Source organism: Microbacterium sp. AC035 (genome assembly GCF_979258485.1).
Genome location: NZ_OZ409858.1, coordinates 941,652 through 968,599 on the forward strand (window position 1 = coordinate 941,652; position 26,948 = coordinate 968,599).

The following is a 26,948-nucleotide window of genomic DNA, read 5'->3' on the forward strand; positions in this document are numbered from 1 at the left end:
CAGGCGCGCGTTCCTTCCGATATCCGCGTGTGCCGGGAAGGCCATCGTGCGCAGATCCCTCAGGAGAGCCCTTGTCGCGCTGACCGCGATCGGCGCCGTCGTCGCGGTCGGCCTCACCACCACGACGGTCGTCGATGCGGTGGCCACGGCCGTCGAGCAGGATCGGATCGAACCCTATGGGCGTCTGGTGTCGGTCGACGGCCGGGAGATGAACGTCCTCATCACGGGAGAGGGTGCGACGGACATCGTGCTCCTGCCGGGCTTCGGCACGGCCTCGCCTGTGCTCGACTTCGAGCCGTTGGTGTCCGAACTCGCGACGGATCACCGGGTGATCGTCGTCGAACCGTTCGGATACGGCCTGAGCGACGGCACCGACACCGACAGGACCACGGCGAACATCGTCGGCGAGATTCACGAGGCTCTCCAGGCGCTCGAGGTCGACGAGTACGTGCTGATGGGGCATTCGATCGCCGGGCTCTACGCCATCGAGTATGCCGACCGATATCCGGATGAAGTGACGGCGTTCGTCGGCATCGACACCAGTGTGCCAGGGCAGCCGAGCATGGACACGGAGTTCCCCACCGGCCTGTTGGGCGCGGCGAAGAGTCTGGGGCTCATCCGGCTCGCCGCGAGTCTCGTAGGAGATGGCCTCGACGACGCCCCCTACACCGACGAGGCTCGAGAGCAGATGTCGCTGATCAGCCACCGGACCTCGCTCGCTCCCACGTATCTGAACGAGATGGCGCACATCAGGACGAACTTCGCGGATGCGGCCGGCACTGCGTTCCCGGCCAGCATCCCGCTCCTCCTGTTCGTGCAGGCGGACAATGCGAAGAACCCGGACTGGACCCCGCTGCACGAGCGCCAGGCGGCGGCAGCGGACGACGGCACCGTCGTACCGATCGACGGCGAGCACTACCTCCACCACACCCGTTCCCCGGAGATCGCCGACGGATTCCGTGATTGGGAGGCGGCCCGCACCCTCGAAGAGGAGTGAGCCGAGGTAGCGTGAGCGGATGGTCAGAGCACTCGCGCGCTGGATCCTCGCCCTCGCACTGGGCTCGATCGGCGTCATCCACTTCGTCAGCACTCGCGGGTTCCGCGTGGTGGTGCCCGATTGGGCGACGACGCTCACCCGCCTGGACAAGGACACGATCGTGATCGCCTCCGGCGCGGCAGAGGTCGCGCTCGCGGCGGGGCTGCTCGCCCTCCCCCACGAGCGGCGCCGCATGGGCATCGCGACGGCCGCGTTCTTCATCGCCGTCTTCCCCGGCAACGTGCACCAATGGCACACGCATCGCTCGACACCGGGGCTGGACACCGAAGCTCGCCGGTTCGGGCGACTGTTCCTCCAGCCGCTGCTCGTGCTCTGGGCGCTGTGGTCTACGGCTCCGACCCCTGTTCGGGCGGGTCGCGGGCGCCGTCGTACCCGCTGAGACAGCCCGCAGGCAACCCCCGCCCGCCGATTCCGTGGAGCGAGTGAGAATGGAGACATGGCCTCTCCCTCGCTCGTCTGGCTCCGCGACGACCTCCGACTCGCTGACAACCCGGCGTTGCGGGCCGCAATCGATCGTGATGAGCCCATCGTGGTGCTCTTCGTCCTCGACGAGGAATCGCCCGGCATCCGTCCGCTGGGTGGAGCCGCCCGCTGGTGGCTGCACCATTCGCTCGCGTCTCTGAGCGAACGCCTGCGCGAGCTGGGGGCGTCGCTGGTCCTCCGGCGCGGTTCCGCCGAGCGCGTCGTGCGTGAAACCGTCACCGATACCGGGGCCACGGCGGTGTTCTGGAACCGTCGCTACGGCGGCCCGGAGCGGGATGTCGACTCGGCACTCAAGACCTCGCTGCGCGCCGACGGGCTCGAGGTGACCTCGTTCCAGGCTTCGCTGCTGCACGAGCCATGGACCGTGAAGACCGGCAGCGGCACGCACTTCTCGGTGTTCACACCCTTCTGGCGCGCCTGCCTCGCGCTCCCCACGCCGCGTGCGCCACTCCCCGCGCCGCGAAGCCTCGACGGAGTCGCCAGCGCGCCGGCCTCAGACGACCTCGATGACTGGAACCTGCTGCCCACCCGCCCGGACTGGGCCGGCGGACTGCGCGAGACCTGGGAGCCTGGCGAGCCCGCAGCGCGCGCTCGCCTGCACGCCTTCCTGCACGAGGACATCGGGTCGTACGACCGTGCGCGCGACGAGCCATCGGCCGGTGCCACTTCCCTTCTCTCGCCTCGCCTGCGCTGGGGCGAGCTCAGCCCGTTCACCGTCTGGCATGAGGCAGTCGACGCACACGGCGCCGCAGGTTTCCTCTCGGAGCTCGGCTGGCGCGAGTTCGCCTGGCATACGACGTTCCACTCGCCGGATCTGGCGACCGTCAATCTGCGCCGACAGTACGACGCGTTCCCGTGGCCGCCGCTCGATCCGGCGCAGCTCGAGGCGTGGCAGCACGGCGACACCGGCATCCCGCTCGTGGATGCGGGCATGCGCGAACTCTGGCACACCGGCTTCATGCACAATCGGGTGCGCATGGTGACGGCGTCGTTCCTCGTGAAGAACCTGCTCATCGACTGGCGCCGCGGCGAGGAGTGGTTCTGGGACACCCTCGTCGACGCCGACGGTGCGAGCAATCCCTTCAACTGGCAGTGGGTTGCGGGATCCGGAGCGGACGCTGCGCCGTACTTCCGGGTCTTCAACCCCGAGCTTCAGGCCAAGAAGTTCGATCCGCAGGGTCTGTACATCTCCCAATGGGCATCGGATGCTCCGTCAGAGCCGATCGTCGATCTTGCCACCACACGCAAGGGCGCGCTCGCGGCGTACGACGTCGTCAAGCGATCGTCACAGCCGACCTCCTGATTGCAGTACGGCCGGTTCGTCGCGCCGGCTGATGCCCGAGAACGCTCAGTGGCATGTCGCGCCGCCTGGTCGACTGACATGATTGCGTTGTGCCACGTCGTCGCTTCTCCGCCGGTGCTCAGACCGCGCTCGCTCTCACGATCCCGCTGGTGCTTCTCGCCGGATGCGCGGCGGACCGGCAAGTCAACGAGTCTGAGCCGTCGGACGCAGCGCCCCCAATCGCCGCGATTGGCAGCACCGATGCGTGGGTCGTTGTGATGTTCGAGGACCGTCCCGAGAAGTTCGACGGGAATCTCATGGACGCCCTTCTCGACACCGAGATGAAGGCCGACGAGGCCCTCGCAGAGGCGAATGCCGGGATGATCGACGGCAACGATGTCGGCGCGTACGGCTACGAGCTCTACTTCGTCGGAGATGACGCGGAGTCGATGTGGGACGTTCTCGAACCGATCTTCAGCGATGCTCCCGTCGCGTGGACACGGGTGGAGCTACGGAGTGGGCTGGAGGACCCTGCTCCGACGCTCATCACCGCCGAGTGAACGATCTCGTCGCTGCCTCATTCATCGAGAGCTCCCCGCACAAACAAAAAACCCCCGGAAAACCGGGGGTTTCTCTGTGCGCGATACTGGGATCGAACCAGTGACCTCTTCCGTGTCAGGGAAGCGCGCTACCGCTGCGCCAATCGCGCCCGTTCGGGCTATTCAGTTACTGAGGTGGCGACGGGATTCGAACCCGTGTAAACGGCTTTGCAGGCCGGTGCCTAGCCGCTCGGCCACGCCACCGTGTGGATTGACCCCACGTGCGGAAGGCCTTCCGAAGAAGGCCCCTGCACTTGAGCGGATGACGAGACTCGAACTCGCGACCCCAACCTTGGCAAGGTTGTGCGCTACCAACTGCGCTACATCCGCGTTGTTCCCGGTTGTTGTCCCGGGCACTTATGAAACATTAGCCGATGATCGGCGACTGTCCAAACCGAAACCGAATCTCGCGCGTGTCTCTCAGGGTGGTCAACTTCGCCTCCGACCGTCGGGTAGTATCGGTTGACGTACCCCACAGGTATGGGCGATTGGCGCAGTTGGTAGCGCGCTTCCTTCACACGGAAGAGGTCATCGGTTCGAGTCCGGTATCGCCCACAGTAACGAAGCCCCATCAGGGAAAGAAAGCCTGATGGGGCTTCTTCGTGCGAGGTCAGGGTGGGCATCGTGGTCGATCGCGTTCGAGCGGAGGAGATCGCACAGCGGAGGGACTCTCTCTCCGGGTCGCGCGACCCTGATGAGGAAGAGCCCCTCGACCGGAGCGTCATCGATGCGGTCCCCAGACCATGGCCGATGAACGCTCTCGAGCGCGATGCTACGTCCGATCAGCGCAACATCACATCCCATGGCGGATACCGATTCCCGGGCGTACCCTAGGTGGGACGAAACACGGTGGCTCGGACCGGTGCGTGGTCACCACCAGGAGGTTCGAGGTCGGCCGGGCCCCTGAGAGGGCCCTCGAATCGCCGCGTATCCGCAACCACTAGATACACCGATGTATTGGCGATACGTTGGGCCGTGGCCATACAAAACACGGCCTTGAGCCGGTGGAGTTCCCCAGCGAAGCCGGTTAGGTGTCCCGATGGGTACCCCAGGACCGGTCGGGGCACCGTTCCGCGTCGGAATGGCGCTGCTGCAGGTCGACTGCGTCGAGACCCCTCGCGTGATGGCCTCCTTCCTCACCGGTTGCGCCGATGCCGCGCGGCGATCACCGGCACCTCTCGAGTGGCAGGACTCCGACCGCAGCACGCCCACCTGCTAAGTTAGGGTCACCTAACCATGCCGCGGGACGACAGATGGGGAGACGATGTCGCTGATCGGACAGCGCCCTGCAGAGTCGGAAGTCTGGCGCATAGACACGAACTCATTCGTACTGTCGGACCACAGCGAATGGGGAGCCCATTCCCACGAAGACCGTCATGAGCTGCTCTGGGGAGCACGCGGGGGCCTGACCGCCGACACAGACGACGGCTACTTCGCCATCCCCGGATCGCTCGGCCTCTGGATCCCCGCCGGGGTGACCCATCGCGTGGTCGCTGCCGCAGGAACGACCTTCCGCTGCACCTTCATCACCGCCGACATCCCTCCCATCGCGAGGCGGACGACCGCGGTGGCCATGCCCGAAGTGGTGCGCGCGGTTCTCGATCGCCTCGAAGCCTCCCCCTACCTTTCGGCTTCCCCGCGTCTGCACGCCGAAGAGCTGGCCCTGAGCCTCCTCGAACCCGTCGAGGTGTCGACGGTCGACCTCCCTCTCCCCCGCGACATGCGGACGCGACGAGTCGCCGAGACTCTGCTCTCCGACCCATCCGACGACAGGTCACTCGAGGACTGGGGTCGTCACGTGGGCGCGAGCGCCCGCAACCTGTCTCGTCTCTTCGCGGCAGAGACCGGCATGAGCTTCTCGACCTGGCGCACTCGCGCGCGCATGCGCCGCGCCATCGAATGGCTCGCGGCCGACCACACCGTCGCGTATGTCAGCCGGCGATCGGGCTATGCGACACCGAGCGCGTTCGTGCAGGCGTTCCGGCGAGAACTCGGACGCACGCCGGGCGAATTCGCCTCGGTGCGGAACGACGCCACGAAGAAGTCGGCCTGAGCGCGACACGGACTGGCACCTGTGCGACACACGGGCGATCCATACTTGGTAAGCCAAGCCTTAGCTAACTTCTTCGGCGCCTCCCGAATCCACACCTGGAAGACGATCCATGCGCTCCACACCCCTCTCTCTCGTCGCGCTCGCCGCGACCGGACTCCTGCTCACCTCCTGCGCCGGCTCGACAGCCGCCGGCTCCTCTGAGGAGGGGCGAACCGTCGAGCTGACCACTCCCGCAGGCGTCGACATCACGATCCCCGCCGAACCGCGGTCCGCGCTCGGCTTCTACACGACCGACCTCGACATCCTCATCACCCTCGGCTTCGAGCTCGCAGACACCCAGCCGATCCGCGACGACTTCACATCGTTCCCCGACTTCTTCCCGCAGGAAGAGCTCGAGGGGCTCGACACCTTCGGCAATTTCCCCGAATTCAACCTCGAGGCCGTGCTCGAGGCGGAGCCGGACTTCATCCTCAACGGCCTCGGCTATGAGGAGGACCTCGACGGCAAGCTGCAGAAGATCGCTCCCACCTACACGTACAACGCGTTCGACGGTGGTGACTGGCGGGATGTGGTGGCTCAGGCTGCCGAAGACCTCGGACGACAGGATCAGTGGCAGGCCTGGGTCGATCAGTACGAAGAGCGCGTCGCCGACATCAGGGCCCGTCTCGACGCTACCGACATCCACCCCGTGGTCGCCGACGTCGGCTACTTCGAAGGCCATGTCACGACATCCTGCTACGGCGTCCCCTGCCTGGTGTTCGCCGACCTCGGCCTCGAGATGCACGAGCTCATGAACGCCACCGAAGACGGCCTCCCGGCGAGCGATGACTATGCGAGGCTCAGCCCCGAGCAGGTCGGGCAGCTGGACGGCGTGGATGTCGTCTTCACGGGTGCGGACGAAGACGGCACCGTGTGGATCGAGGACGACGACGCGCTGAAGCAGAATCAGCTCTGGCAGGACCTGCCCTTCGTCCAGGGCGGCGCCTATCACCCCTACAACTACGAGATGATCTACGGCTCCCCCAGCGGCATGGACGCGTTCCTGACCGTGGTCGAGAAGGCGCTTCTCGGATGATCGTCAATCTGATCCACCGGATCGTCGTCGAACGCGTGCAGCGCCTGAGCCCCTGCATGGTCCGCATCGTTTTCGGAGGTGAGGGGCTCGACGGATTCGTCTCCACCGGGGTCGGAGACGAGTACTTCCGTGTCTTCTTCCCCGCTGAAGGGCAGCACGAGCCGAATCTCCCGTTCCCTACCGAAGACGGCTATTGGGACTTCGCCGACGGCGTCGAACCGGCTCCGATGCGCACCTACACGGTTCGCGGATGGGATGCCGAAGCCGCCGAGCTGACGATCGACTTCGTCGTGCACGACGGCGGCGTCGCGGCAGCCTGGGCGCTGAACGCCCGCCCCGGCGACGTCGCGGGGGTGAACACTCCGAAAGGACTCTACGATCCGCCGGCCGAGATCGAGTGGCAGCTGCTGATCGCCGATGCGACCGGGCTGCCCGCTGCCGCGCGCCTCGCCGAGAACGCTCCCGCTGGCGTCCGCACCCGGGTCGTCCTCGAGGTCTCCTCCCCCGAGGACGAGCTCGACATCCGTCCGGCCGACGGCGTCGAGTTGCACTGGGTGCACGGCGGCAACGGCCACGCGCCCACGCGTATCGAGGAGATCCTCCGTGCGTCCGAGCTTCCGAGCGGTCCTGGCTATGTCTGGGTCGCAGGGGAGACGAAGGCGACCCGAGGCGTCCGCAAGCATCTGCGCCACCAACTCAAGCTGCCCGCGTCTGCGTACAAGGTGATCGGGTACTGGACGGAGAACGCCGAGGCGTGGCGGGAGCGCTACGACTCGCTCGATGAAGGCACCCACGCACGCCTCATGGCGATGTGGGATGACGACACCCGTCCCACAGAGGACATCGAGGAAGCGTACGAGGCCGAGCTCGAGAAGCTGGGCCTGTGACCGCCGACTCATGACCGACGTTCTCACGGAGGAGCAGACACCCCGGGTCTCGGCCTCGCGCCGGGGCCTGGTGATCGTCCTCCTCGCCATCGCACTGGTGATCGTCTGCACCGCCAGCATCTTCTCCGGCTCGCAACGCATCGGCGTCGACGAGGTCTGGAGCGGGCTCACCACGGGTGAGGGCGACCCCGGTGCGATCGTCCAGGGCATGCGCATCCCGCGCACGGTGATCGGTCTCGCCGTAGGCGCCGCACTCGGCATCGCCGGTGCATTGATCCAGGGCTTCACGCGCAACCCGCTCGCTGACCCGGGCATCCTCGGCGTGAATGCCGGCGCAAGCCTCGGCGTCACGATCGGGGTCGCATTCTTCGGACTCAGCGCCGCCAGCGGATACATCTGGTTCTCGTTCGCCGGAGCCATCGTCGCGACCGTCCTCGTCTACCTGATCGGATCCGCGGGTCGCACGACGCCGGATCCGATGCGGATGACCCTGGCCGGCGTAGCTCTCGGCGCCGTGATGGGCGGTGTCGTGGCGGCGGTCGGACTGCTCAACCCCCGTGCCTTCGACGCGATCCGCACCTGGAACGCCGGATCGCTGACCGCCCTCACTCCTGACGTCTTCACTGTGATCCCGTTCCTGCTCGTCGGTCTCCTACTCGCCTTCTGCCTTGCGCCCTCCCTCAACGCGCTCGCGCTCGGCGACGACCTCGCGACGGCTCTCGGATCGCGGGTCGTCCTGACCCGGACGCTCTCGATCGTCGCCGTGACTCTGCTGTGCGGCGCAGCCACCGCGGCAGCCGGACCGATCGCCTTCGTGGGTCTGATGGTTCCGCACGCCGTGCGCTGGTTCGTCGGCTCCCATCAGGGGTGGATCCTCCTCGGCACGCTGTTCGCCGCCCCGCTGCTGCTGCTCACCGCCGACGTCGTCGGGCGATCGGTACTCCGCACCGGAGAGCTTCCGGTGTCGGTGATGACGGCGCTGATCGGCGCCCCCGTGCTCATCGCACTCGTGCGTCGGCGGAAGGTGAGCGGACTGTGACCGCTCTTCTGACCTCGCCCGTCGCGGTCGATGCCGGCCCACGGGTCTTCACACCGCGTACGTCCGTGTTCTCGCGACGGATCGGCGTGCGTGCGACGATCGTCGCCGTGCTCGCGCTCCTGGCCGCCGCAGCCCTCGGCGTCTTCGCCCTGACCCTCGGCGATGTCGCCTTCTCCCCCGGCGAGGTGCTCCTGACGTTGCTCGGTCTCGGCGAACCACGCGCTGAACTCGTGATCATCGAATGGCGACTGCCCCGTGTGCTCGCAGCACTGGTGTTCGGCGTCGCCCTGGGCATGGGCGGCGCGATCTTCCAGTCGCTCACCCGCAACCCGCTGGGCAGTCCCGACGTCATCGGATTCGATGCCGGCGCGTACACCGGCGCGCTGATCGTGATCACCACGACGGGTATCAGTGTCGCCTCGACCGCAGCAGCTGCTCTCGTCGGCGGCGCCACGACGGCTCTGCTCGTGTACCTCCTCGCATTCCGACGGGGATTCACGGGTTTCCGGCTGATCATCGTCGGCATCGGAGTCGCCTCGATGCTGGCATCCGTCAACACCTGGATCGTCCTCAACGCGGATCTGCGGATCGCGATGCTCGCCAGCGCCTGGGGCGCCGGCTCCCTCAACGTCATCACCGCCGAGCAGGTCTCGATCGCCGCGTGCGTGATCATTCCCATCGGGGTGGCGGTGGCGACGATGGCGGATCGGATGCACCTGCTCGAACTGGGCGACGACACGGCATCTGCCCTCGGCGTTCGAACCGGCGGCACCCGTCTGATGCTCATCGTCCTCGGCGTCTGCCTCACCGCCGCCGTCACCGCCATGGCGGGACCGATCGCCTTCATCTCTCTGGCCGCCCCGCAGGTCGCACGACGTCTGACCGGCTCAGCGAGCGTGACCCTCACAGCATCCGCAGCCGTCGGAGCACTTCTGCTGATCGCCAGTGATGTCCTGGCGCAACGACTGTTCGCACCCACCCAGATCCCGGTCGGCATCATCACGGTGTGCCTCGGCGGCCTCTACCTGGTCTGGCTGCTCATTCAGGAAGCGAGAAGACGATGACCATCGCCGACATCGACATCGACAGCGCTGCGCGGCTGCGCGCAGACGACCTCACGATCGGATACGACGGCCGCGTCGTCTCCGAGCATCTCGGCGTCGACATCCCCACCGGATCGTTCACGGTCATCGTCGGACCGAACGCGTGCGGCAAGTCGACGCTGCTGCGCGCCTTCGCCCGCCTGCTGAAGCCCCGGACGGGACAGGTGCTGCTCGACGGTCGGGCGATCACCGAGCTGCCCACCAGGGAGGTCGCCCGGCGTCTCGGCCTTCTGCCGCAGACGTCCATCGCTCCCGACGGCATCCGGGTCTCCGACCTGGTGGCGCGTGGGAGGCACCCGCACCAGACGATCCTGCGCCAGTGGTCGCACCGCGATCAGTCAGCGGTGGCGGCAGCGCTGACCGCCACGGGCACGACAGACCTCTCCGGGCGTCTGGTCGACGAGCTGTCGGGTGGACAGCGCCAGCGCGTGTGGGTGGCGATGCTGCTGGCACAGGAGTCGCCCACCATGCTTCTCGACGAGCCGACGACCTTCCTCGACATCGCGCATCAGTACGATCTGCTGCGCCTGTTCCACGAACTGCACGGGGAGGGGCGCACGATCGTCGCCGTGCTCCACGATCTCAACCAGGCGGCGCGATTCGCCGATCACATGATCATGATGCGCGACGGCCGCATCGTCGCTTCCGGCGACCCTGCATCGATCGTGACAGGCGACCGTGTCGAAGAGGTGTTCGGGCTCAGCTGCAGCATCATCCCCGACCCGCACACTGGCACTCCGCTCGTCGTCCCCCGCTGACTGCGCGCTGCGGACGACGTCAAGACAGTGCGGTCCGGCCACGCATTGTTAGCCTGACGGAGTGACGACCCTGCTGGAAGATTTCCTCTCCGACGACCGCAGCCGCGTGATGCACGCAGTGTGGGAGACGATCCACTCCAGAGATGCCGAGACTCTCGACCCTCTTGTCGCAGCCCTCCCTCAGCTCAGGCGTGAGGCGACGAGGCTCGATCTGGGTGGGATGGTCTATTCGAACAACGCCAACCTCGAGCACGCACTCCTCAAACTCGAGCAGTATCGCGACGGGAAGTGCTGGTGCGCCGTCTACCCTGGCCTGCTCACGCACGACCCGCGCAAGGAGGAAGCGCACGGGAACGTCCGGATCCTCTCCACGAGTGAACCCGGCTGGTCGATGACCTACCTCTGCGAGTGCACCGTGTGCGGACAGGTGTTCGACATCGAGCAGGGCGATCACCACTTCACCTGGTGGAACTGGGTGCCCCGCGGATTGAAGAGGCGTAGAGGCGAGGTCTGACGTCGGTGGATGCCGGTAACGTGCCGACCGTGCCGGCCATCCAGCTCCCCACCCCCTGCTCGCTGTGCGGCCACGCGGATGCAGTGCGCGTGGGTGCCGCTCTGATGTGCGCGTGGTGCGGATGGCGATACGGGGACTCGCCGGATCCGGGACTGCCGCGGCCGGTGATCGAGGTCGTCTACTACATCCGCTACGACCGCCGAGTGAAGATCGGCACCAGCCGTCGTCCCCGTCAGCGCCTCTCCAGCATCCGTCACGAAGAGCTCCTGGCCTTCGAGCGTGGGGGTCGGGATGTGGAGCAGGCGAGGCACCGGGAGTTCGCGGAGGCCCGAGAAGGGGGCGAGTGGTTCACGCTCACCCCTGTTCTCTCCTCCCACATCGCGGGGCTTCGCGCGGCTGGTGATCCCTGGCAGCTGTACGCACGCTGGGTGAGCGCGTCGCTGCAGAACTGAAGCCCCGCACGGGGCCGACGTTCCGTGCGGGGCTTCAGAGTTCTGAGGGATCAGGCGCGCGCCGTCGCCTTGACACTCGCGGGCTGGGGCTGTGAGAACAGCACGACGAGGATCACTGCGACACCCACCACCACGTGCGGGACCCACACGTTGGGCGCCTCGGTCGAGAAGCCGAAGATCCAGGGCGACAGCGCCAGGAAGAGGCTCGCGACGATGTCGAAGACGAGGTGGACGGGCATCGGGATGAAGCCGAAGGGGCCCCACTCGTACTTCGTGAACAGGCTGTAGACGATGAGTCCGACGCCGAGCACGATCGGGATGATCACGGCGGGGCCGCCGACGCTCGCGAAGCCGAACAGCCATGGAGCAGCGATCAGCGCCACGCCGACGACGTAGTCGAGAATTCCGTGGACCTTGGTGGGGATGAAACGCATGATTCCTCCTGTGGTGTCGTCGCGTGCTGCGACTCACAGATGGTTCGCAGCGGTTCGCCGAACGGATTGCAGGAGTCAGGTGCTCAGGCGCTCGCCCAGCCGTATCGCCGCGTGAGCGCGGAGGCGACCCGACCGTAGCGTGACCGGTCGAGCACCGCGGCCTCACGGCGCAGCCCGGTCTCGTGCACGCTGTAGAGCTGCTCGATGTCGACCCAGGATTCCCGCCCCTGCGAGTCCCAGGCTCCGGAACCGATCGACAGGTAGTCACGATCGCCGTCATGGGCCTTGCTCGTCATCCGCACCGCATACACGCGCTCAGCGGATTCGCGACCGATCACGAGCACCGGACGGTCCTTGCCCCTGCCGTCGTTCTCCTCGTACGGCACCCACGTCCAGATGATCTCGCCCGCGTCCGGCGCGCCATCCCGGTCGGGTGCGTAGCCGATGCGGAGCGCCTGGATCCGGTCGGGATCGATGCGCACGGTCCCCGTTCCGCGCGGCGGATCATTCGTGCCGGATGCAGCGGAGCGCACCTCGTCAGAGGTGCGCACACGCGAGACCGGGCGTCTCGGACGATTGTTCGTCCGAGACGCCCGGTCAGATCCCAGCGCTGTGAAGAGGATCTCCGCGAGTCTTGCCAGGATGCCGTTCGAGTTGCTCACACGGTCACCCTAACGGCAGTTCAGGCGTCGGCCAGCGCGTATCCCTCTTCGCCGTGGACGACCTGGTCGACACCGGCGATCTCGTCTTCGCTGGTGACGCGGAAGCCGATCGTCTTCTCGATCGCGAAGCCGATGATGAAGGCGACGACGAAGGAGTAGATCAGGACACCGAGCGCGGCGATCACCTGGACAGCGAGCTGGCGACCGTCACCGCCGACGAACAGGCCGGTGCCGGTGGCGAAGAAGCCGAGGTAGAGAGTTCCGATGAGGCCACCGACGAGGTGGATGCCGACGACGTCGAGCGAGTCGTCGAAGCCGAGGCGGAACTTCAGCTCCACCGCCAGTGCACAGACGATACCGGCGACGGCACCGAGGAGGAGCGACCAGCCCGGGGTCAGGTTGGCGCAGGCAGGCGTGATGGCGACGAGACCGGCGACGGCACCGGACGCTGCACCCACCGACGTGGGCTTGCCGTCCTTGATCTTCTCGATGAGGATCCAGCCGAGGATCGCGGCCGCGGTTGCGCCGAGCGTGTTCAGGCCGATGAGTCCGACGCCGCCCATGTCCTCTGCGAGCCACTCTGCACCGGCGTTGAAGCCGAACCAGCCGAACCACAGCAGCGCGGCACCGAGGAGGGTCAGCGGCACGTTGTGCGGCTTGAGGATGCCCTTCTGGAAGCCGATGCGCTTGCCGAGGACGATCGCGAGGGCCAGTGCTGCAGCGCCCGCGTTGATGTGCACAGCGGTACCACCGGCGTAGTCGATGACGCCGATGCCGCTGTCCTCACCGAACAGCGTGGTTCCGAGGTTCATGATCCACCCGCCGCCCCAGACCCATGCGGCGACCGGGAAGTATCCGACCGTGGCGAAGACGCCTGCGAAGATCAGCCAGCTGCCGAACTTCGCACGGTCGGCGATGGCGCCCGAGATGAGCGCGACGGTGATGATCGCGAAGGTCGCACCGTATGCGACTCCGAGAAGTGCGACGTTCGAGCCCTCACCGGAAGCGAGGCTGGAGAGGCCGATGTCGGCGAAGGGGTTGCCTGCGAAGGCGGTGGGGCTGTCGACGGCGCTCATCGAGAATCCGAAGAGGATCCACAGAACGGCGACGAGGCCGATCGAGCCGAAGCTCATCATCATCATGCTGACGACGCTCTTGGCCTTGACCAGACCGCCGTAGAAGAAGGCGACGCCGGGCGTCATGAGCAGTACTAGGGCGGTCGCGGTGATCGCCCAGGAGATGTTGCCTGGAGCATCCATAGTCAAACCTCACATTCGGGAAACTGAGAGCTTCAGTGTGACGAGGCCCGATTTCCGGTATGCGTGAAGTTTGTTGCGGTGGCGTTACAGAGACGACTCTCGTGTGAACATCGCGTTACGCGACACGGCGATCCGCGTGTGTAAGTGCATTGAGTCTGGAGATGGCACGCAGGTACTTCTTGCGGTATCCGCCGCTCAGCATCTCCTGCGCGAACACCTGATCGAGGCTCACACCGGTGGCGACGATGGGGATCTGCGCGTCATAGACACGGTCGACGAACGCGACGAAGCGCAGCGCCTCGGACTGATCGGTCAGAACCTGCACATCGCGCAGGCCCACGAGGTCGAGCCCGGCGATGATGCGGAGGTAGCGCGAGGGGTGCACGCGGGCGAGGTGACGGATCACATCCGCGAACGCGTCGTCGGAGGCGGTTCCACTGCCCGCACCCTCTTCGATCGCGCGACCGTAGACGTCGTCGTCACTGACCACGGCGTGTCCGTCGAGTGCGCGCTGACGGAAGTCCACGCCGTCGATGCGGATCGTCTGGAAGCTGTCGGACATCGCATGGATCTCGCGGAGGAAGTCCTGAGCCGCGAAGCGTCCTTCACCCAGCGCGTTCGGCGGCGTGTTCGAGGTCGCAGCGAGTCTGGTGCCGGTCGGCACGAGTTCGCCGATCAGGCGTGTCATCACCATGGTGTCGCCCGGGTCGTCGAGCTCGAACTCATCGATGCAGAGCAGGTCGGCGCCTTTGAGCAGGTCGACGGTGTTCTTGTATCCCAGTGCACCGACCAGAGCCGTGTACTCGATGAATGACCCGAAGTACTTCCTGCGCGCAGGCATCGCGTGATAGATCGACGCGAGCAGGTGCGTCTTGCCGACGCCGAACCCTCCGTCGAGATACACGCCCGGCTTCACCTCCGGCTCTTTCTTCGCCCGGCTGAAGAAGCCGCCCCGCTTCACTGGAGCGCCCTTCCCGGCGAAGCGGATCAGCGTCTCCTTGGCCTCCTCCTGCGAGGGGTACGCGTCATCAGCGCGATAGCTCTCGAACGTCGCGCCGTCGAACTGCGGCGGTGGAACGAGGCTTGCCAGCATCTCTGGACCAGTGACGGTCGGCTGTCGATCGGTCAGGTGCACGATGCCCGTGCGGGTGGGCGTGTCGGTCATCACGGTCCTGTATCGGGGGCGCACCTGTGTCGAAGTCTTACGAATCGGGTGCAGGGCGCACGGCGTGGATCTATCGTCGAAGTATCGGCTCCACATTACGCCGTCACCCCCTGCATCATCGCCGCTCACCGTCTGAGGAGATCCCTGTGGCCATCGAGTTCGACACCACTTCATCGAAGTTCGCCGAGTACGCCGAGCCCGGCCGGCTCGTCACCACCGAGTGGCTGGCTGCACGCCTCGGCACGCCCGGCCTGGTCGTGGTCGAATCCGACGAGGACGTGCTGCTCTACGAGACGGGTCACATCCCGGGCGCTGTGAAGGTCGACTGGCACACCGAGCTCAACGACCCGGTCGTTCGCGACTACGTCGACGGCGAGGGATTCGCCACACTCCTCAGCAGCAAGGGGATCTCCCGCGAGGACACCGTCGTGATCTACGGCGACAAGAACAACTGGTGGGCGGCCTACGCGCTCTGGGTCTTCTCGCTGTTCGGTCACGAGGATGTGCGACTGCTCGATGGCGGGCGCGACCGCTGGATCGGCGAGGGTCGCGAGATCACCCGCGACGCGCCCCAGATCACTTCGACGGACTACCCCGTCGTGGAACGCGACGATTCGGCGATCCGTGCCTACAAGGAAGACGTCCTCGCCCACATCGGCAGCCCCCTGATCGACGTGCGCTCCCCCGAGGAATACAGCGGTGAGCGCACCACCGCGCCGGCGTACCCCGACGAGGGTGCTCTGCGCGCAGGACACATCCCCACGGCTCAGAGCGTGCCGTGGGCGAAGGCCGTCGCCGAGGACGGCGGCTTCCGGTCGCGCGCGGAGCTCGACGCGATCTACCGCGACGGCGCCGGACTCGCAGACGGCGACGAGGTAGTGGCCTACTGCCGCATCGGTGAGCGATCCAGCCACACCTGGTTCGTGCTCAAGCACCTGCTCGGATTCGAGAACGTGCGCAACTACGACGGCTCCTGGACCGAGTGGGGCAGCGCGGTGCGCGTTCCGATCGTCACCGGATCGGAGCCCGGATCCCTCTGACCGTGGAAGGATGGCAGGGATGAGCATGAGCGAAGTTCCTGACACCCTCGCCGAGATCCGCGACGGATTCCTCGAGACCCCGGAGGCGGATCGCCTGCTGCTCCTGCTGGAGTATTCGGACGAACTGCCCGAGGTCTCCGAGGAGGTCGCGAACCACCCCGAGATGTGCGAGCGCGTCGCGGAGTGCCAGTCCCCCGTCTACATCTATGTCGAGGTGAACGACGACGTGGTCACGATGCACGCGACGGCTCCGCCCGAGGCTCCGACCACGCGTGGGTTCGCCAGCATCCTCGTGCAGGGCATCACCGGTCTCACCGCCGACGAAGTCCTGGCGATCCCCGATGACTACCCGCAGTCGATCGGACTCACCAGAGCGGTGTCGCCGCTGCGGATCGGCGGGATGACGGGCATGCTCATGCGAGCCAAGAAGCAGGTCAGGCAGAAGCGCTGAATCCCCGGGCTGCGAGCCATCCGGTGATGGCGTCGTTCCAGCCGATCTGGTCGTAGTTCCAGATCTTGGTGTGCCGCGCACCGGAGAACGCCGGCATGGTGACGAGATCAGGGCGGGCCTGCTGGAGCGCATGAGATGCGTCGGCCGGCACGAATCCGTCGTCGTCGCTGTGCAGGATGAGGATCGGCACCGTCAGCTCATCGGCTCGCGCCACCATGTCGAGGCTGTCGAACGGGATCGCGTTCTCCGCGCCGCTGAGCCGCGCGGTGAACGGAACGGACAGCGCGCTCATCGCCAGATCCGGCAGCGGCGCTCGCATGCCCGATTCCCTGGCCTGGAAGCGCAGCACGCTGCGCCAGTCGATCACGGGCGACTCGAGGATCAGTCCGGCGATGCGATCACGGTTGCCCGAGTTGAGGGCGGTCTGCAGCGAGACGGCTCCCCCCATCGACCACCCCATCAGGATCACCCGTTCAGCACCATGGCGTAGGGCGAAAGAGACCGCTGCATCGACGTCGCGCCACTCGGCGGCCCCCAGAGCGTACGCACCGCTTCTGCTGCGCGGAGCCTCGCCGTCGTTCCGATAGGACACGACGAGATTCGGGAAGCCTGCGGCGTGCAGCACCGGAACTGCGCGAAGGCACTCGGCGCGGGTGACGCCGCGGCCGTGCACCTGGATGACCCACGTCGATGACTCGGCCGGGAAGAGCCACGCCGGGCAGGGGCCGGCGGGCGACCCGATGAGCACGTTCTGCCAAGGCAGATGCAGCTCGCTGGGTGTGGAGTAGTACCAGCCGCTGAACGCCGCGGTCCTGTCTACCCGGGCGCCGGGCTCGATCTGCGTGAGCAGCTTGCGCCGCACGGTCGTCGCGTCCGCGTTGAGCACAGCACCGAGCTTGACGTAGCCGTAGGTTCCCGACGTGAAGAGGCCGTACCGCCCCGGCAGCTCGGTATCTCGTGTCCGCGTGAGCTCGATCGTCTGCGCGCCGGTGTCCACGGCGAGGATCTCTGCATTCGCGGGGCGTGCGGCAGGCTTGACGACCCGGCGTGCGACGCTGAAGACGAGCAGGGCCAGCGCCGTCCCGAGAGCGAGCAGTGCAGGGACAAGGAGTGCAACGGCGTGCCTGAGACTCTTCATCGCTTCCTGACTCTAGCCTGTTGCCGTGACCGCACACCCCGATGCCGGGACGATCTTCGACGCCGCCGTGGCCGAACTGCGCGATATCGCCTTCCGCGCAGACATCACCATCCGCGAGATACCCACTCCGCAGGGCCTCGCCCCGCACGCCCTCGCGCTCGCCGCCGACGTCCGCCCGGACGACGACGGGGAGTCCGCGTACGGCACCGGACGCTTCGTGCTGCTGCATGATCCCGACAATCCGGCAGCGTGGGACGGCGATTGGCGGATAGTGATCTTCGCCCAGGCACCGCTCGAGACGGAGATCGGCACCGACCCTCTGCTCGCTGACGTCACGTGGTCGTGGCTCGTCGACGCGCTCGATTCGAGGGGCGCCGGATACCACTCCGCCTCCGGCACATCGACCAAGACCCTGTCGAAGGGCTTCGGGGGCCTCGCGGTCGAAGGCGACGGCGCACAGATAGAGTTGAGGGCGTCCTGGACACCCGAGGGCCCCTTCACACCCCATGTCGAGGCCTGGGTCGAACTGGTCGGGATGCTGGCGGGTCTTCCGCCTGGTTCCGAGGGCATCGCCGTTATCGGCGCGCGAAAGGCAGCACGTGACTGAATACTCCGTGATCTCCGACGTCTCGGAGTTCCATGCGGCATGCGCCGCAATGGCCGCAGGCACAGGTCCTGTCGCCGTCGACGTCGAGAGGGCATCCGGATTCCGCTATTCACAGCGGGCATATCTCGTGCAGGTGTTCCGTCGTGACGCCGGGGTCTTCCTCTTCGACCCTCCCGCGCTCGGCGACTTCAGCCCGCTGCAGGAGGCGATCGGCGACGTGCTCTGGGTGTTCCACGCCGCCAGCCAGGACCTCCCCTCGCTTCGCGAGCTCGATCTGCTGCCGCGGGCCATCTTCGACACCGAGCTCGCATCCCGTCTGCTGGGTCACGAACGTGTCGGTCTCGCCGCGGTCGTGGAGAACTCGCTCGGCATCACCCTCAAGAAGGAGCATTCCGCCGCGGACTGGTCGACCAGGCCGCTGCCCGCAGCCTGGCTCGAGTACGCGGCGCTCGATGTGCTGCACCTCATCGACGTCTACGAGGCGCTGGAGGCAGAGCTCGAAGAGCAGGGCAAGACCGAGTACGCGGCCGAGGAGTTCGCCGCCACGCTCACCCGGCTTCCCAAGCCTCCTCGGGAGGACCCCTGGCGTCGACTGAGCGGTCTCCACCAGGTGCGGGGTGCACGCAACCTGGCCGTCGCTCGATCGCTGTGGCAGGCCCGTGAGGCGTTCGCGCAGGATCAGGATGTCTCTCCTGGGCGCCTGGTGCCGGATCGCTCGCTGATCGCGGCCGTGCTCGCGAACCCGCAGAGCAAGCAGGCCCTCGCGGGAGTCAAGGAATTCCAAGGTCGGGCGAGCCGCACACAGCTCGATCGCTGGTGGCAGGCGATGATCGACGGACGTGCCACGGAGGAGCTCCCCCGTGAACGTGTTCCGAGCGACACGCTGCCGCCGCCGCGTGCATGGTCTGACCGCAATCCCGAGGCCGATGCTCGTCTGAAGGCTGCTCGACCCGTCGTCGAGGCCACGGCTGAAGAGCTCGGCATGCCCACGGAGAACCTGCTGACCCCCGATCACCTCCGTCGAGTGGCATGGGACGTGCCGGGAACCACGCCCGAAGCGATCGGCGAGGCGCTCGCCGCCCTCGGTGCCCGCCCCTGGCAGATTGCACAGACTGCACAGAAGATTGCCGACGCCTTTGTAGAAGCAGCGCAAACCCCCGACGAGGCCCCCTCAGACGCTTCGTAGGTTCGATCCAACCGATTCCTCCCCGTTTCCGGCCCTCCATAGACTGAGGCCACCGCACAAACTTGGAGGCAGAGTGGCCGAGATCTCGGACGTCTTCTTCGTCGATGGAGTGCGCACCCCCTTCGGGCGCGCCGGCGAAAAGGGCATGTACTGGAACACCCGCGCTGATGACCTCGCCGTCAAGGCGACCATCGGCCTCATGGAGCGGAACGCAGCCGTCCCGGCTGACCGCATCGACGACGTCGCCATCGCCGCGACCAGCCAGACCGGAGACCAGGGTCTGACCCTCGGCCGCTCCGTGGCGATCCTCGCGGGGCTTCCGCAGACGGTGCCGGGACTCGCGGTCGAGCGCATGTGCGCCGGCGCGATGACCAGTGTGACGACCATGGGCGCGTCGATCGGCGTCGGCATGTACGACTTCGCTCTCGCCGGCGGTGTCGAGCACATGGGCCACCACCCGATCGGCGCCAACGCCGATCCCAACCCGCGTTTCGTCGCCGAGCGCATGGTCGACCCCGGTGCTCTGAACATGGGCGTCACGGCCGAGCGCATCTTCGATCGCTTCCCGCACCTGACCAAGGAGCGCTCCGACCGGTTCGGCATGCTCAGCCAGCACAAGGTCCAGGCGGCGTACGACGCCGGGAAGATCCAGCCCGACCTGGTGTCCGTCGCGACCAAGGGCGCCGACGGCGCCTGGGGTCTCGCCACTGAAGACGAGGGCCGTCGTCCGCAGACCACGATGGAGGATCTCGCGGCTCTGAAGACGCCCTTCCGTCCGCACGGTCGTGTGACTGCGGGGACCTCGTCTCCGCTCACCGACGGCGCGACCATGTCGCTGCTCGCCGGAGGCGGAGCCGTGAAGGAGTTCGGTCTCGCACCGAAGATGCGCATGGTCTCCTTCGCCTTCGCCGGCGTGCAGCCCGAGATCATGGGCATCGGACCGATCCCCTCGACCGAGAAGGCACTGCAGAAGGCCGGCCTCACGATCGCCGACATCGGGCTGTTCGAGCTCAATGAGGCCTTTGCCATCCAGGTGATCTCGTTGCTCGACCACTTCGGCATCGCCGACGACGACCCCCGCGTCAACCAGTGGGGCGGCGCCATCGCACTCGGCCACCCCCTCGCGGCATCCGGCGTGCGCCTGATGATCCAGCTCGCGGCGCAGTTCGCCGAGCGACCCGACGTGCGCTACGGCCTGACGGCCATGTGCGTCGGACTCGGACAGGGCGGCTCCGTCATCTGGGAGAACCCGCACTACGACGGCAAGAAGAGGAAGTAAGCCCGATGGCCCACTCGATTTCCGAGCAGTACGCGAACGTCGACTTCTCCCCCATCCAGGCCCTCACCGACGGCGAGGTGATCACGCACTCCCCCGTGCGCGACATCCGTCTCGCCTCAGGCAAGGTGCTCGCACTGGTCACTCTCGACAACGGACGCGACCACAACCGCCCGAACACCCTGGGACCTGCCACCCTCACCGCCCTCGGCGAGACACTCGACGCCCTCGCCGCGCGCGCTGCGGCCGGCGAGATCCAGGCGGTCGGCATCACCGGCAAGCAGTACATCCTCGCCGCCGGCGCCGACCTCTCCGACATCAGCAAGGTCGGCTCGCGTGACAACGCCCGCCTGATCGCCCAGCTCGGTCACAAGGTCCTCGGCAAGCTCGGCGAACTCGGCGTCCCGTCGTTCGCCTTCGTGAACGGCCTCGCGCTCGGTGGCGGCCTGGAGATCGCGCTCAACTCCAGCTACCGCACGGTCGACGCCTCCGCCGCGGCTATCGCGCTGCCCGAGGTCTTCCTCGGCATCATCCCCGGCTGGGGTGGCGCCTACCTGCTCCCGAACCTGATCGGGATCGAGAACGCCCTCGAGGTCGTCATCTCGAACCCGCTCAAGCAGAACCGGATGCTGAAGCCGCAGCAGGCCTTCGATCTGGGTATCGTCGACGCGATCTTCCCCGCGGCGAACTACCTGGAGAACTCGCTGGCCTGGGCCGACGCCGTTCTCGGCGGCAGGAAGGTCGAGCGCAAGAACGAGCCGGGCAAGATCGAACGACTCACCAAGTGGCCGATCGCCATCAAGATGGCCCGAGGGATGCTCGAGTCGAAGATCGGCACCGTTCCGAAGTCCCCGTATGCCGCGCTCGACCTGCTCGACAGGGCGAAGAGCGGAACGAAGGCCGAGGGTTTCGCTCGCGAGGACGAGGCTCTCGCCGAACTCGTGACGGGCGACCAGTTCGCGGCATCCATGTACGCCTTCGACCTCGTGCAGAAGCGTGCGAAGCGGCCCGTCGGCGCGCCGGACAAGGCTCTCGCCAAGAAGGTCACCAAGGTCGGCATCATCGGCGCGGGGCTCATGGCGAGCCAGTTCGCGCTGCTGTTCGTGCGCAAACTGCAGGTGCCGGTGCTGATCACCGACCTCGATCAGGCGCGTGTCGACAAGGGCGTGGCCTACATCCACGAGGAGATCGGCAAGCTCGAGGGCAAGGGTCGCCTGGACGCGGACTCCGCGAACAAGCTGCGTGCGCTCGTCACCGGCACGACCGACAAGAGCCTGTACGCGGATTGCGACTTCGTCATCGAGGCCGTGTTCGAGGAGGTCGGCGTCAAGCAGCAGGTGTTCGGCGAGATCGAGAAGATCATCGCCGAGGACGCGATCCTGGCGACCAACACCTCGTCGCTCTCAGTCGAGGAGATCGGCGCGAAGCTCACTCACCCCGAGCGTCTCGTCGGCTTCCACTTCTTCAACCCGGTCGCGGTGATGCCGCTGATCGAGATCGTCAAGACACCGACGACCTCCGAGGCTGCGCTGTCGACCGCCTTCGTCGTCGCGAAGAGTCTCGGCAAGAACGCGGTCCTCACCGCCGACGCGCCGGGCTTCGTGGTGAACCGTCTGCTGGCGAAGGTCATGGGCGAAGCCGCCCGCGCGGTGTACGAGGGCACTCCGATCACGGATGTCGAGAAGGCCTTCGCGCCTCTCGGTCTGCCGATGGGACCCTTCCAGCTGATCGATCTGGTCGGATGGAAGGTCGCCGCCCACGTGCAGGACACGATGGCGCACGCGTTCCCGGAACGCTTCTACGCGAACGAGAACTTCCACGCTCTCGCGGAGCTCGACGCGGTGATCGAGAAGGACAAGGGCGGTCGGGTGACCGGCTGGACGAAGCCGGCCGAGAAGCTGCTGAAGCCCGCCGTCGGCAAGACCCCCGCGTCGGCCGAGACGATCCTGCAGCGGGTGCAGGACGGTCTCGCGAGCGAGATCAAGCTCATGCTCGACGAGGGGGTCGTGCCCGAGGTCGAGGACATCGACCTGTGCCTCATCCTCGGCGCCGGCTGGCCGTTCATCGACGGTGGGGCCTCGCCCTACCTCGACCGAGAGGGCGCCTCGCAGCGGGCGTTCGGCGGCGATTTCCACACCCCGCAGATCCGCGGCATCGAGAACCGCTGATCCGAGGGATCGAAGGGGGTCGCGTTCTCGCGGCCCCCTTCTTCGCGTCTACTGCGGAGGACGTGAGTCAGGTTCGCCCACGCGCGGCCAGTACGACATGGCCCGCTCAGCGAGCGCGGTGATCGTCAGCGAGGGGTTCACCCCGGGGTTCGCCGGCACTGCGGCGCCGTCGACGACGTGCAGCCCCGGATGACCCCACACTCGATGGTAGAGATCGACCACGCCGGTCTCGGAGCTGGACGAGATCACCGCACCTCCGAGGAAGTGTGCGGTCAGCGGGATGCCGAACACCTCGGGCCAGGATCCTCGCGCCGCGGCCGGGATGCCGCCGTCTTCCTCGACGCGCGCCGCGATCGCCGCGGTCGCACGATGTGCCTGTGGCAGATGACTGGGGTTCGGTGCACCGTGCCCCTGGGCGCTGGTCATGACCAGCCGCCCGAGCCGCCGCCGGAGCGACAGCGAGAGGGAGTTGTCGACGGTCTGCATCACCAGCGCGATGATGCCGCGTTCGCTCCAGCGACGAAGCGACCCCAGGCGCAGCTGACGGATCGGCGCACGCAGGAACTGCCCCAGCAGGCTCGCCAGCCGACGTCCGAGTCCGCGGTCGCCGGGTACCATGATCGACGCGAGCGCCCCCATGAGGTTCGATCCCGGCCCGTATCGCACATTCTCGACATGCGTGTTCGCATCGATGTGGAAGGACGTCGTGATCGCGATTCCGCGCGCGAGTTCGAGAGACGGGGGAACCTCGACGGCGACGGCGCCGTCGAGAGCCTCCGAGTTCGTTCTGGTGAGGAGGCCGACAGCCTCGGACACGCGAGGAAGCGCCCCCGCGTGCTTCATCCGATGCAGCAGTTGCTGCGTGCCCCAGGTGCCTGCCGCGAGCACCACCTGGTGCGCGCGGACCGTGCGCAGCTCTCGTCGGAACCATGCTCCGCTCCGCTCCGTCGTCACGGCGAAGCCACCGCCGGGGAGTGCACGCACCTCGGTCACGGTGCGCATCGCCTCGATGACGACGCCACGCCTCTCGGCCAGGGCGAGATAGTTCTTCATCAGTGTGTTCTTCGCACCGACACGGCATCCGACCATGCAGTTTCCGCAGAGCGTGCAGCCTGTGCGGTCCGGCCCCTCCCCGCCGAAGAAGGGGTCGGGCGTGCGTTCGCCGGGCTTTCCGAACCACACGCCGACCGGTGCATGGCGGAACGTGCTGCCCACGCCGAGGTCGTCGGCCGCGCCTGCCATGATGCGCTCGACCGGGCCGGTGTGCGGATAGCGTTCGACGACTCCGAGCATGCGCTTCGCCGTCGCATAGTGCGGAGCGAGCTCGGTCTCCCAGTCGGCGAGAGCACTCCACTGCGGGTCGTCGAAGAACGCGCCGCTGGGTTGATACAGCGTGTTGGCGTAGTTGAGAGACCCCCCGCCGACCCCTGCTCCCGCGAGGATCATCACGTGCGGCAGTCGATGGATGCGCTGGATGCCGAAGCAGCCGAGCTTCGGTGCCCAGAGATAGCGACGGACGTTCCAATTGGTCTTCGGGAAGTCCTCGTCCTCGAAGCGACGACCTGCCTCGTACACGCGGACGCGATATCCCTTCTCCACCAGTCGCAGTGCGGCCACCGAACCACCGAAGCCCGAGCCGATGACGACGACCTCCTCGTCGAAGGCGAGGTCGCGCTGCGGTTCTCGTGACGTGTCGTTCATGACTGCCGCCCCGGAGCAGCGGGCACGAGGATCGTCAGAGCCGACCGGCGGATTCCGATGGTGCACTCGTTCTCGGCGATCCGCTCTCCGTCGGCGTAGACGACGAGTCCTGGGGCGCTCACCGTCACGGAGCGCGCCTGGCGCCGGGTCACCTCAGGTCTCGAGAGATGCACTCCGCGCAGCAGCAGAGGGAACAGGCGCAGCAGTCGGAGCCGTGTCATCGGAGCGACCTGCACGATGTCCAGCAATCCGTCATCTGCGGCGGCTCCGGCGCACAGGGGCATACCTCCTCCGTAGCTCTCGGTGTTGCCCACCGCGACGAGCGTTCCCGGGGTGCGGACGGGCGGCTCGCCGTCGACGGAGACCGTGAACTCCATCGGGCGAAGACGCACGAGCTCCACGACCAGCGCGAGGTAGTAGCGCAGCACACCGTGCGGCCAGCGCAGCCTGTTGGTTCGATCGCTGACCTTCGCATCGAATCCGAGAGCGGCGATCGTCAGGAAGGGGTCGATCCGGCCCGCGGCGCGGACCTCGCCGACGTCGATCGCGCGCGGCACGCCGGTCAGGGCGAGCTCGGCTGCGGCGACCGGGTCGCGGCGGGGCAGGCCCAGAGCTCTCGCGAGGTCGTTGCCGGTGCCTGCAGGCACAAGGACGACGGGGATGCCGGCCGCGCACACTGGGTCGAGGATGCCGGACAACGTGCCGTCACCTCCGACGATGACGAGCATCCGAGGACTCTCCAGGAGCGCCCGTGCCACCAGAATCCGGCTGGATGCAGCCGACTCTCCCGTGTAGACCCGAAGATCCACGCCCCGCGCGCGCAGATGCGCGAGTGCGGCCTCGGTCTCTCGAGCGCCGCGCCCCTTGCCGGCGAAGGGATTCGACAGCACCGCGACGTGCTCAGCCACGTCGGCCCGCCCGATCTGACGTGATGACTGCGCCCGGGTTGAGGATCCACGTCGGATCGAGCTCCCGTTTGATGGCCGCCAGGATCCGCACCCCCGTCTCGCCGATCTCCTGTTCGAGCCATGGGGCATGATCGCGACCGACGGCGTGGTGATGGCTGATGGTGCCACCCGCCGAGATGATCGAATCGTTCACCTGTCGCTTGATCCCCGCCCACGCCTCCAGGGGGTCGGACCGGAGGTTCGCGAGCACGGTGAAGTACAGCGATGCGCCGGTGGGATAGACGTGCGAGACGTGGCACATGACGTACGATCTGGCACCGGCCTCCGCGAATCCACGGCGGAGAGTGGCCGTGATCTCCGTTCTGAGGTGCTTCAGGTTCGACCAGGTCGTGGCGGTCTCCAGTGTCTCGCAGAACACACCCGCATCCAGCAGGGAATCACGCAGGTAGGGACCGTCGAATCGACCGTCGAGCCATCCCTCCGCAGCGCCCTCTCCTGACGACACCCCGCCCGCCGCCGTCAGGATCTCGGAGGTGCGTGCTCGACGCTCGGCGATGCCGTCGCCCTCGTACACGGTGACGATGCTCGCACCTGTCGCGAGTGCCTTCCCGATCCGGCCCACCTGAGCGAGGCTGACAGCGGTCTCTGCCTCGTCGGAGAGACGGATGACGGTGGGGCCCCCGCCGTTCTGGGTCACCAGTCGCAGTCCGTCGACGCCCTGCGGGAAGTCGGGGAATCTCCACGCCTCGAGGATGCGCTCCCGCGGCACCGGATGGACTCGCACCCGCACCTCGGTCATCACCCCGAAGATGCCCTCCGACCCGAGGAACACCCTGATGAGATCGGGCCCGGCTGCGGAACCCGGTGACCGGCCGAGATCGATGTCACCGGTCGGGGTCGCGACTCTGAGCCCCGTGACCATGGAGTCGAATCGTCCGTGACCGGCGGAGTTCTGCCCGGAGGAGCGCGCCGCGGCGAATCCGCCGATGGTGGCGTAGCGGAAGCTCTGCGGATAGTGGCCGAGTTCGAAGCCCTGCGCGGCAAGCAGCGCCTCGGCGTCGGGCCCCGTGGTGCCGGCTGCGATGCACGCTTCGCGGCTCACCTCATCGAGGCGGATGAGGCCGGAGAGCCGCCGCAGATCCAGGCTGATCACCCCGCGGTGCGCGCCGCGCTCGGGGTCGAGAGCGCCCACCACGCTCGTGCCGCCGCCGAACGGTATGACCGCGATCCCTCGCCCGGCGCACGCGCGGAGCACGTCCACGACCTCGGCGTGACTCCCCGGCAGCACGACGGCGTCCGGGGACGCCTGCTCGCGCCTTCGCCGTCTGAGCAGGTCAGGTGTCGAGCGCCCACCCGCATGGCGGATCCGAGACTCGTCCGCAGTGTCGACGTGCTCCGCTCCGACGATCGACCCGAGCTCCTGCAGATCGTCCTCCTGAAGCGACGACGGCTCGAGCCGCACCTCGGCGAGATCCACCGCCGCTGCGGGCTTCCGCACGCGTCCGAGCAGCAACGGCAGGAGCATCCGCACCGCCCGCGGCAGATCCGATGCCCGGGCAGGTTCACCCCAGCCGTTCCACCGCATCTCCGACCGCACGGCGACCCTGCCGTTCTCTCCACTCATACGTTACAGTGTGACAGATCATGGAAG

At 67.2% G+C, this 26,948-nt stretch carries 27 protein-coding genes and 4 tRNA genes; 20 read left to right on the top strand and 11 right to left on the bottom strand.

Annotated elements, in window-relative coordinates; genetic code table 11:
* The first annotated feature begins 46 nt into the window (after window positions 1–46).
* The 4 genes from ACZ0AA_RS04505 (at window position 47) to ACZ0AA_RS04520 (ending at window position 3,382) form a co-directional block, all read left to right on the top strand.
* Entirely contained in the window at window positions 47–997 is a 951-nt protein-coding gene (locus ACZ0AA_RS04505; protein ID WP_463512238.1) for an alpha/beta hydrolase, read from the top strand.
* Window positions 998–1,016: 19 nt separating this feature from the next.
* A complete protein-coding gene (locus tag ACZ0AA_RS04510) occupies window positions 1,017–1,436 on the top strand; it encodes a DoxX family protein (RefSeq protein WP_400860217.1) in 420 nt (139 codons plus the stop codon).
* Between the two features lie 57 nt (window positions 1,437–1,493).
* On the top strand, window positions 1,494–2,843 hold the full coding sequence (locus tag ACZ0AA_RS04515; protein ID WP_463512239.1) for a cryptochrome/photolyase family protein: 1,350 nt from the start codon (window positions 1,494–1,496) through the stop codon (window positions 2,841–2,843).
* A gap of 257 nt (window positions 2,844–3,100) precedes the next feature.
* A complete protein-coding gene (locus ACZ0AA_RS04520; protein WP_463512240.1) occupies window positions 3,101–3,382 on the top strand; it encodes a hypothetical protein in 282 nt (93 codons plus the stop codon).
* A 77-nt stretch (window positions 3,383–3,459) separates the two neighbouring features.
* On the opposite strand, the gene ACZ0AA_RS04525 is transcribed toward ACZ0AA_RS04520, so the two are convergent.
* From ACZ0AA_RS04525 to ACZ0AA_RS04535, 3 genes are all read right to left on the bottom strand, one after another.
* Window positions 3,460–3,531, bottom strand: a tRNA-Val gene (locus ACZ0AA_RS04525).
* Between the two features lie 23 nt (window positions 3,532–3,554).
* Window positions 3,555–3,625 (bottom strand) — tRNA-Cys (locus tag ACZ0AA_RS04530).
* Window positions 3,626–3,678: 53 nt separating this feature from the next.
* Window positions 3,679–3,751 (bottom strand) — tRNA-Gly (locus ACZ0AA_RS04535).
* Between the two features lie 152 nt (window positions 3,752–3,903).
* Here ACZ0AA_RS04535 and ACZ0AA_RS04540 point away from each other — a divergent pair.
* The 10 genes from ACZ0AA_RS04540 (at window position 3,904) to ACZ0AA_RS04585 (ending at window position 11,302) form a co-directional block, all read left to right on the top strand.
* Window positions 3,904–3,976 (top strand) — tRNA-Val (locus tag ACZ0AA_RS04540).
* A gap of 484 nt (window positions 3,977–4,460) precedes the next feature.
* Window positions 4,461–4,640 (top strand): hypothetical protein, encoded by a 180-nt coding sequence (locus ACZ0AA_RS04545; RefSeq protein WP_463512241.1) that lies wholly within the window; start codon window positions 4,461–4,463, stop codon window positions 4,638–4,640.
* Window positions 4,641–4,685: 45 nt separating this feature from the next.
* Entirely contained in the window at window positions 4,686–5,474 is a 789-nt protein-coding gene (locus ACZ0AA_RS04550; RefSeq protein WP_463512242.1) for a helix-turn-helix transcriptional regulator, read from the top strand.
* Window positions 5,475–5,583: 109 nt separating this feature from the next.
* Window positions 5,584–6,549 carry an ABC transporter substrate-binding protein gene (locus ACZ0AA_RS04555; protein ID WP_463512243.1) on the top strand — a complete coding sequence of 322 codons (966 nt, stop codon included), beginning with the start codon at window positions 5,584–5,586 and terminating at the stop codon, window positions 6,547–6,549.
* Window positions 6,546–7,436 (top strand): siderophore-interacting protein, encoded by an 891-nt coding sequence (locus tag ACZ0AA_RS04560; RefSeq protein ID WP_463512244.1) that lies wholly within the window; start codon window positions 6,546–6,548, stop codon window positions 7,434–7,436. The genes ACZ0AA_RS04555 and ACZ0AA_RS04560 overlap by 4 nt, the downstream gene beginning before the upstream one ends.
* A gap of 10 nt (window positions 7,437–7,446) precedes the next feature.
* Window positions 7,447–8,475, top strand: a complete 1,029-nt coding sequence (locus ACZ0AA_RS04565; protein ID WP_463512245.1) for an iron chelate uptake ABC transporter family permease subunit — start codon at window positions 7,447–7,449, stop codon at window positions 8,473–8,475.
* Window positions 8,472–9,539 carry a FecCD family ABC transporter permease gene (locus ACZ0AA_RS04570; RefSeq protein ID WP_463512246.1) on the top strand — a complete coding sequence of 356 codons (1,068 nt, stop codon included), beginning with the start codon at window positions 8,472–8,474 and terminating at the stop codon, window positions 9,537–9,539. Before ACZ0AA_RS04565 ends, ACZ0AA_RS04570 begins: the two co-directional genes overlap by 4 nt.
* Entirely contained in the window at window positions 9,536–10,336 is an 801-nt protein-coding gene (locus ACZ0AA_RS04575; protein WP_463512247.1) for an ABC transporter ATP-binding protein, read from the top strand. Before ACZ0AA_RS04570 ends, ACZ0AA_RS04575 begins: the two co-directional genes overlap by 4 nt.
* A gap of 61 nt (window positions 10,337–10,397) precedes the next feature.
* Complete coding sequence (locus tag ACZ0AA_RS04580; protein ID WP_463512248.1) at window positions 10,398–10,850, top strand: hypothetical protein; 453 nt, start codon at window positions 10,398–10,400, stop codon at window positions 10,848–10,850.
* A gap of 29 nt (window positions 10,851–10,879) precedes the next feature.
* Window positions 10,880–11,302 carry a GIY-YIG nuclease family protein gene (locus ACZ0AA_RS04585; protein ID WP_400860199.1) on the top strand — a complete coding sequence of 141 codons (423 nt, stop codon included), beginning with the start codon at window positions 10,880–10,882 and terminating at the stop codon, window positions 11,300–11,302.
* A 50-nt stretch (window positions 11,303–11,352) separates the two neighbouring features.
* On the opposite strand, the gene ACZ0AA_RS04590 is transcribed toward ACZ0AA_RS04585, so the two are convergent.
* The 4 genes from ACZ0AA_RS04590 to zapE all read right to left on the bottom strand — a co-directional run bounded on the left by ACZ0AA_RS04590 (window position 11,353) and on the right by zapE (window position 14,822).
* Window positions 11,353–11,736: an SPW repeat domain-containing protein gene (locus ACZ0AA_RS04590; protein WP_463512249.1), complete on the bottom strand. Its 384-nt coding sequence runs from the start codon at window positions 11,734–11,736 to the stop codon at window positions 11,353–11,355.
* Window positions 11,737–11,819: 83 nt separating this feature from the next.
* Window positions 11,820–12,398, bottom strand: a complete 579-nt coding sequence (locus ACZ0AA_RS04595) for a type II toxin-antitoxin system PemK/MazF family toxin (RefSeq protein ID WP_463512250.1) — start codon at window positions 12,396–12,398, stop codon at window positions 11,820–11,822.
* 20 nt (window positions 12,399–12,418) lie between these two features.
* Window positions 12,419–13,657 (bottom strand): ammonium transporter, encoded by a 1,239-nt coding sequence (locus ACZ0AA_RS04600; RefSeq protein ID WP_400860194.1) that lies wholly within the window; start codon window positions 13,655–13,657, stop codon window positions 12,419–12,421.
* A 115-nt stretch (window positions 13,658–13,772) separates the two neighbouring features.
* Entirely contained in the window at window positions 13,773–14,822 is a 1,050-nt protein-coding gene (gene zapE, locus ACZ0AA_RS04605; RefSeq protein WP_463512251.1) for a cell division protein ZapE, read from the bottom strand.
* Window positions 14,823–14,968: 146 nt separating this feature from the next.
* On the opposite strand from zapE, the gene ACZ0AA_RS04610 reads away from it, so the two are divergent.
* Both ACZ0AA_RS04610 and ACZ0AA_RS04615 read left to right on the top strand, forming a co-directional pair.
* Window positions 14,969–15,862 carry a sulfurtransferase gene (locus ACZ0AA_RS04610; RefSeq protein WP_463512252.1) on the top strand — a complete coding sequence of 298 codons (894 nt, stop codon included), beginning with the start codon at window positions 14,969–14,971 and terminating at the stop codon, window positions 15,860–15,862.
* Window positions 15,863–15,881: 19 nt separating this feature from the next.
* Window positions 15,882–16,313 (top strand): SufE family protein, encoded by a 432-nt coding sequence (locus ACZ0AA_RS04615; protein ID WP_400860188.1) that lies wholly within the window; start codon window positions 15,882–15,884, stop codon window positions 16,311–16,313.
* On the opposite strand, the gene ACZ0AA_RS04620 is transcribed toward ACZ0AA_RS04615, so the two are convergent.
* Entirely contained in the window at window positions 16,297–17,451 is a 1,155-nt protein-coding gene (locus tag ACZ0AA_RS04620; RefSeq protein WP_463512253.1) for an alpha/beta hydrolase family protein, read from the bottom strand. The two genes, ACZ0AA_RS04615 and ACZ0AA_RS04620, sit on opposite strands and share 17 nt — an antisense overlap.
* A gap of 25 nt (window positions 17,452–17,476) precedes the next feature.
* On the opposite strand from ACZ0AA_RS04620, the gene ACZ0AA_RS04625 reads away from it, so the two are divergent.
* From ACZ0AA_RS04625 to ACZ0AA_RS04640, 4 genes are all read left to right on the top strand, one after another.
* On the top strand, window positions 17,477–18,058 hold the full coding sequence (locus ACZ0AA_RS04625) for a DUF3000 domain-containing protein (protein WP_400860184.1): 582 nt from the start codon (window positions 17,477–17,479) through the stop codon (window positions 18,056–18,058).
* Entirely contained in the window at window positions 18,051–19,244 is a 1,194-nt protein-coding gene (locus ACZ0AA_RS04630) for a ribonuclease D (RefSeq protein WP_463512254.1), read from the top strand. Before ACZ0AA_RS04625 ends, ACZ0AA_RS04630 begins: the two co-directional genes overlap by 8 nt.
* 73 nt (window positions 19,245–19,317) lie before the next feature.
* On the top strand, window positions 19,318–20,523 hold the full coding sequence (locus ACZ0AA_RS04635) for a thiolase family protein (RefSeq protein WP_400860181.1): 1,206 nt from the start codon (window positions 19,318–19,320) through the stop codon (window positions 20,521–20,523).
* 5 nt (window positions 20,524–20,528) lie between these two features.
* Window positions 20,529–22,688: a 3-hydroxyacyl-CoA dehydrogenase NAD-binding domain-containing protein gene (locus ACZ0AA_RS04640; RefSeq protein ID WP_463512255.1), complete on the top strand. Its 2,160-nt coding sequence runs from the start codon at window positions 20,529–20,531 to the stop codon at window positions 22,686–22,688.
* A 48-nt stretch (window positions 22,689–22,736) separates the two neighbouring features.
* On the opposite strand, the gene ACZ0AA_RS04645 is transcribed toward ACZ0AA_RS04640, so the two are convergent.
* Genes ACZ0AA_RS04645 through ACZ0AA_RS04655 form a run of 3 tightly spaced genes read right to left on the bottom strand, consistent with a single transcriptional unit; the run spans window position 22,737 to window position 26,921 of the window.
* On the bottom strand, window positions 22,737–24,389 hold the full coding sequence (locus ACZ0AA_RS04645; protein ID WP_463512256.1) for a GMC oxidoreductase: 1,653 nt from the start codon (window positions 24,387–24,389) through the stop codon (window positions 22,737–22,739).
* A complete protein-coding gene (locus ACZ0AA_RS04650; protein ID WP_463512257.1) occupies window positions 24,386–25,297 on the bottom strand; it encodes a YegS/Rv2252/BmrU family lipid kinase in 912 nt (303 codons plus the stop codon). The genes ACZ0AA_RS04645 and ACZ0AA_RS04650 overlap by 4 nt, the downstream gene beginning before the upstream one ends.
* On the bottom strand, window positions 25,290–26,921 hold the full coding sequence (locus ACZ0AA_RS04655; RefSeq protein ID WP_463512258.1) for an FAD-binding oxidoreductase: 1,632 nt from the start codon (window positions 26,919–26,921) through the stop codon (window positions 25,290–25,292). The genes ACZ0AA_RS04650 and ACZ0AA_RS04655 overlap by 8 nt, the downstream gene beginning before the upstream one ends.
* Between the last annotated feature and the right edge of the window lie 27 nt (window positions 26,922–26,948).

What these genes read in the sequence shown, in the direction of transcription:
- ACZ0AA_RS04520 (WP_463512240.1), top strand. Translation starts at nt 3,101, where the DNA reads ATGTTCGAGGACCGTCCCGAGAAGTTCGACGGGAATCTCATGGACGCC.
- ACZ0AA_RS04545 (WP_463512241.1), top strand. Translation starts at nt 4,461, where the DNA reads ATGGGTACCCCAGGACCGGTCGGGGCACCGTTCCGCGTCGGAATGGCG.
- ACZ0AA_RS04655 (WP_463512258.1), bottom strand. Translation starts at nt 26,921, where the DNA reads ATGAGTGGAGAGAACGGCAGGGTCGCCGTGCGGTCGGAGATGCGGTGG.
- zapE (WP_463512251.1), bottom strand. Translation starts at nt 14,822, where the DNA reads ATGACCGACACGCCCACCCGCACGGGCATCGTGCACCTGACCGATCGA.
- ACZ0AA_RS04555 (WP_463512243.1), top strand. Translation starts at nt 5,584, where the DNA reads ATGCGCTCCACACCCCTCTCTCTCGTCGCGCTCGCCGCGACCGGACTC.
- ACZ0AA_RS04560 (WP_463512244.1), top strand. Translation starts at nt 6,546, where the DNA reads ATGATCGTCAATCTGATCCACCGGATCGTCGTCGAACGCGTGCAGCGC.
- ACZ0AA_RS04615 (WP_400860188.1), top strand. Translation starts at nt 15,882, where the DNA reads ATGAGCATGAGCGAAGTTCCTGACACCCTCGCCGAGATCCGCGACGGA.
- ACZ0AA_RS04645 (WP_463512256.1), bottom strand. Translation starts at nt 24,389, where the DNA reads ATGAACGACACGTCACGAGAACCGCAGCGCGACCTCGCCTTCGACGAG.
- ACZ0AA_RS04600 (WP_400860194.1), bottom strand. Translation starts at nt 13,657, where the DNA reads ATGGATGCTCCAGGCAACATCTCCTGGGCGATCACCGCGACCGCCCTA.
- ACZ0AA_RS04565 (WP_463512245.1), top strand. Translation starts at nt 7,447, where the DNA reads ATGACCGACGTTCTCACGGAGGAGCAGACACCCCGGGTCTCGGCCTCG.
- ACZ0AA_RS04550 (WP_463512242.1), top strand. Translation starts at nt 4,686, where the DNA reads ATGTCGCTGATCGGACAGCGCCCTGCAGAGTCGGAAGTCTGGCGCATA.
- ACZ0AA_RS04515 (WP_463512239.1), top strand. Translation starts at nt 1,494, where the DNA reads ATGGCCTCTCCCTCGCTCGTCTGGCTCCGCGACGACCTCCGACTCGCT.
- ACZ0AA_RS04590 (WP_463512249.1), bottom strand. Translation starts at nt 11,736, where the DNA reads ATGCGTTTCATCCCCACCAAGGTCCACGGAATTCTCGACTACGTCGTC.
- ACZ0AA_RS04620 (WP_463512253.1), bottom strand. Translation starts at nt 17,451, where the DNA reads ATGAAGAGTCTCAGGCACGCCGTTGCACTCCTTGTCCCTGCACTGCTC.
- ACZ0AA_RS04575 (WP_463512247.1), top strand. Translation starts at nt 9,536, where the DNA reads ATGACCATCGCCGACATCGACATCGACAGCGCTGCGCGGCTGCGCGCA.
- ACZ0AA_RS04640 (WP_463512255.1), top strand. Translation starts at nt 20,529, where the DNA reads ATGGCCCACTCGATTTCCGAGCAGTACGCGAACGTCGACTTCTCCCCC.
- ACZ0AA_RS04510 (WP_400860217.1), top strand. Translation starts at nt 1,017, where the DNA reads ATGGTCAGAGCACTCGCGCGCTGGATCCTCGCCCTCGCACTGGGCTCG.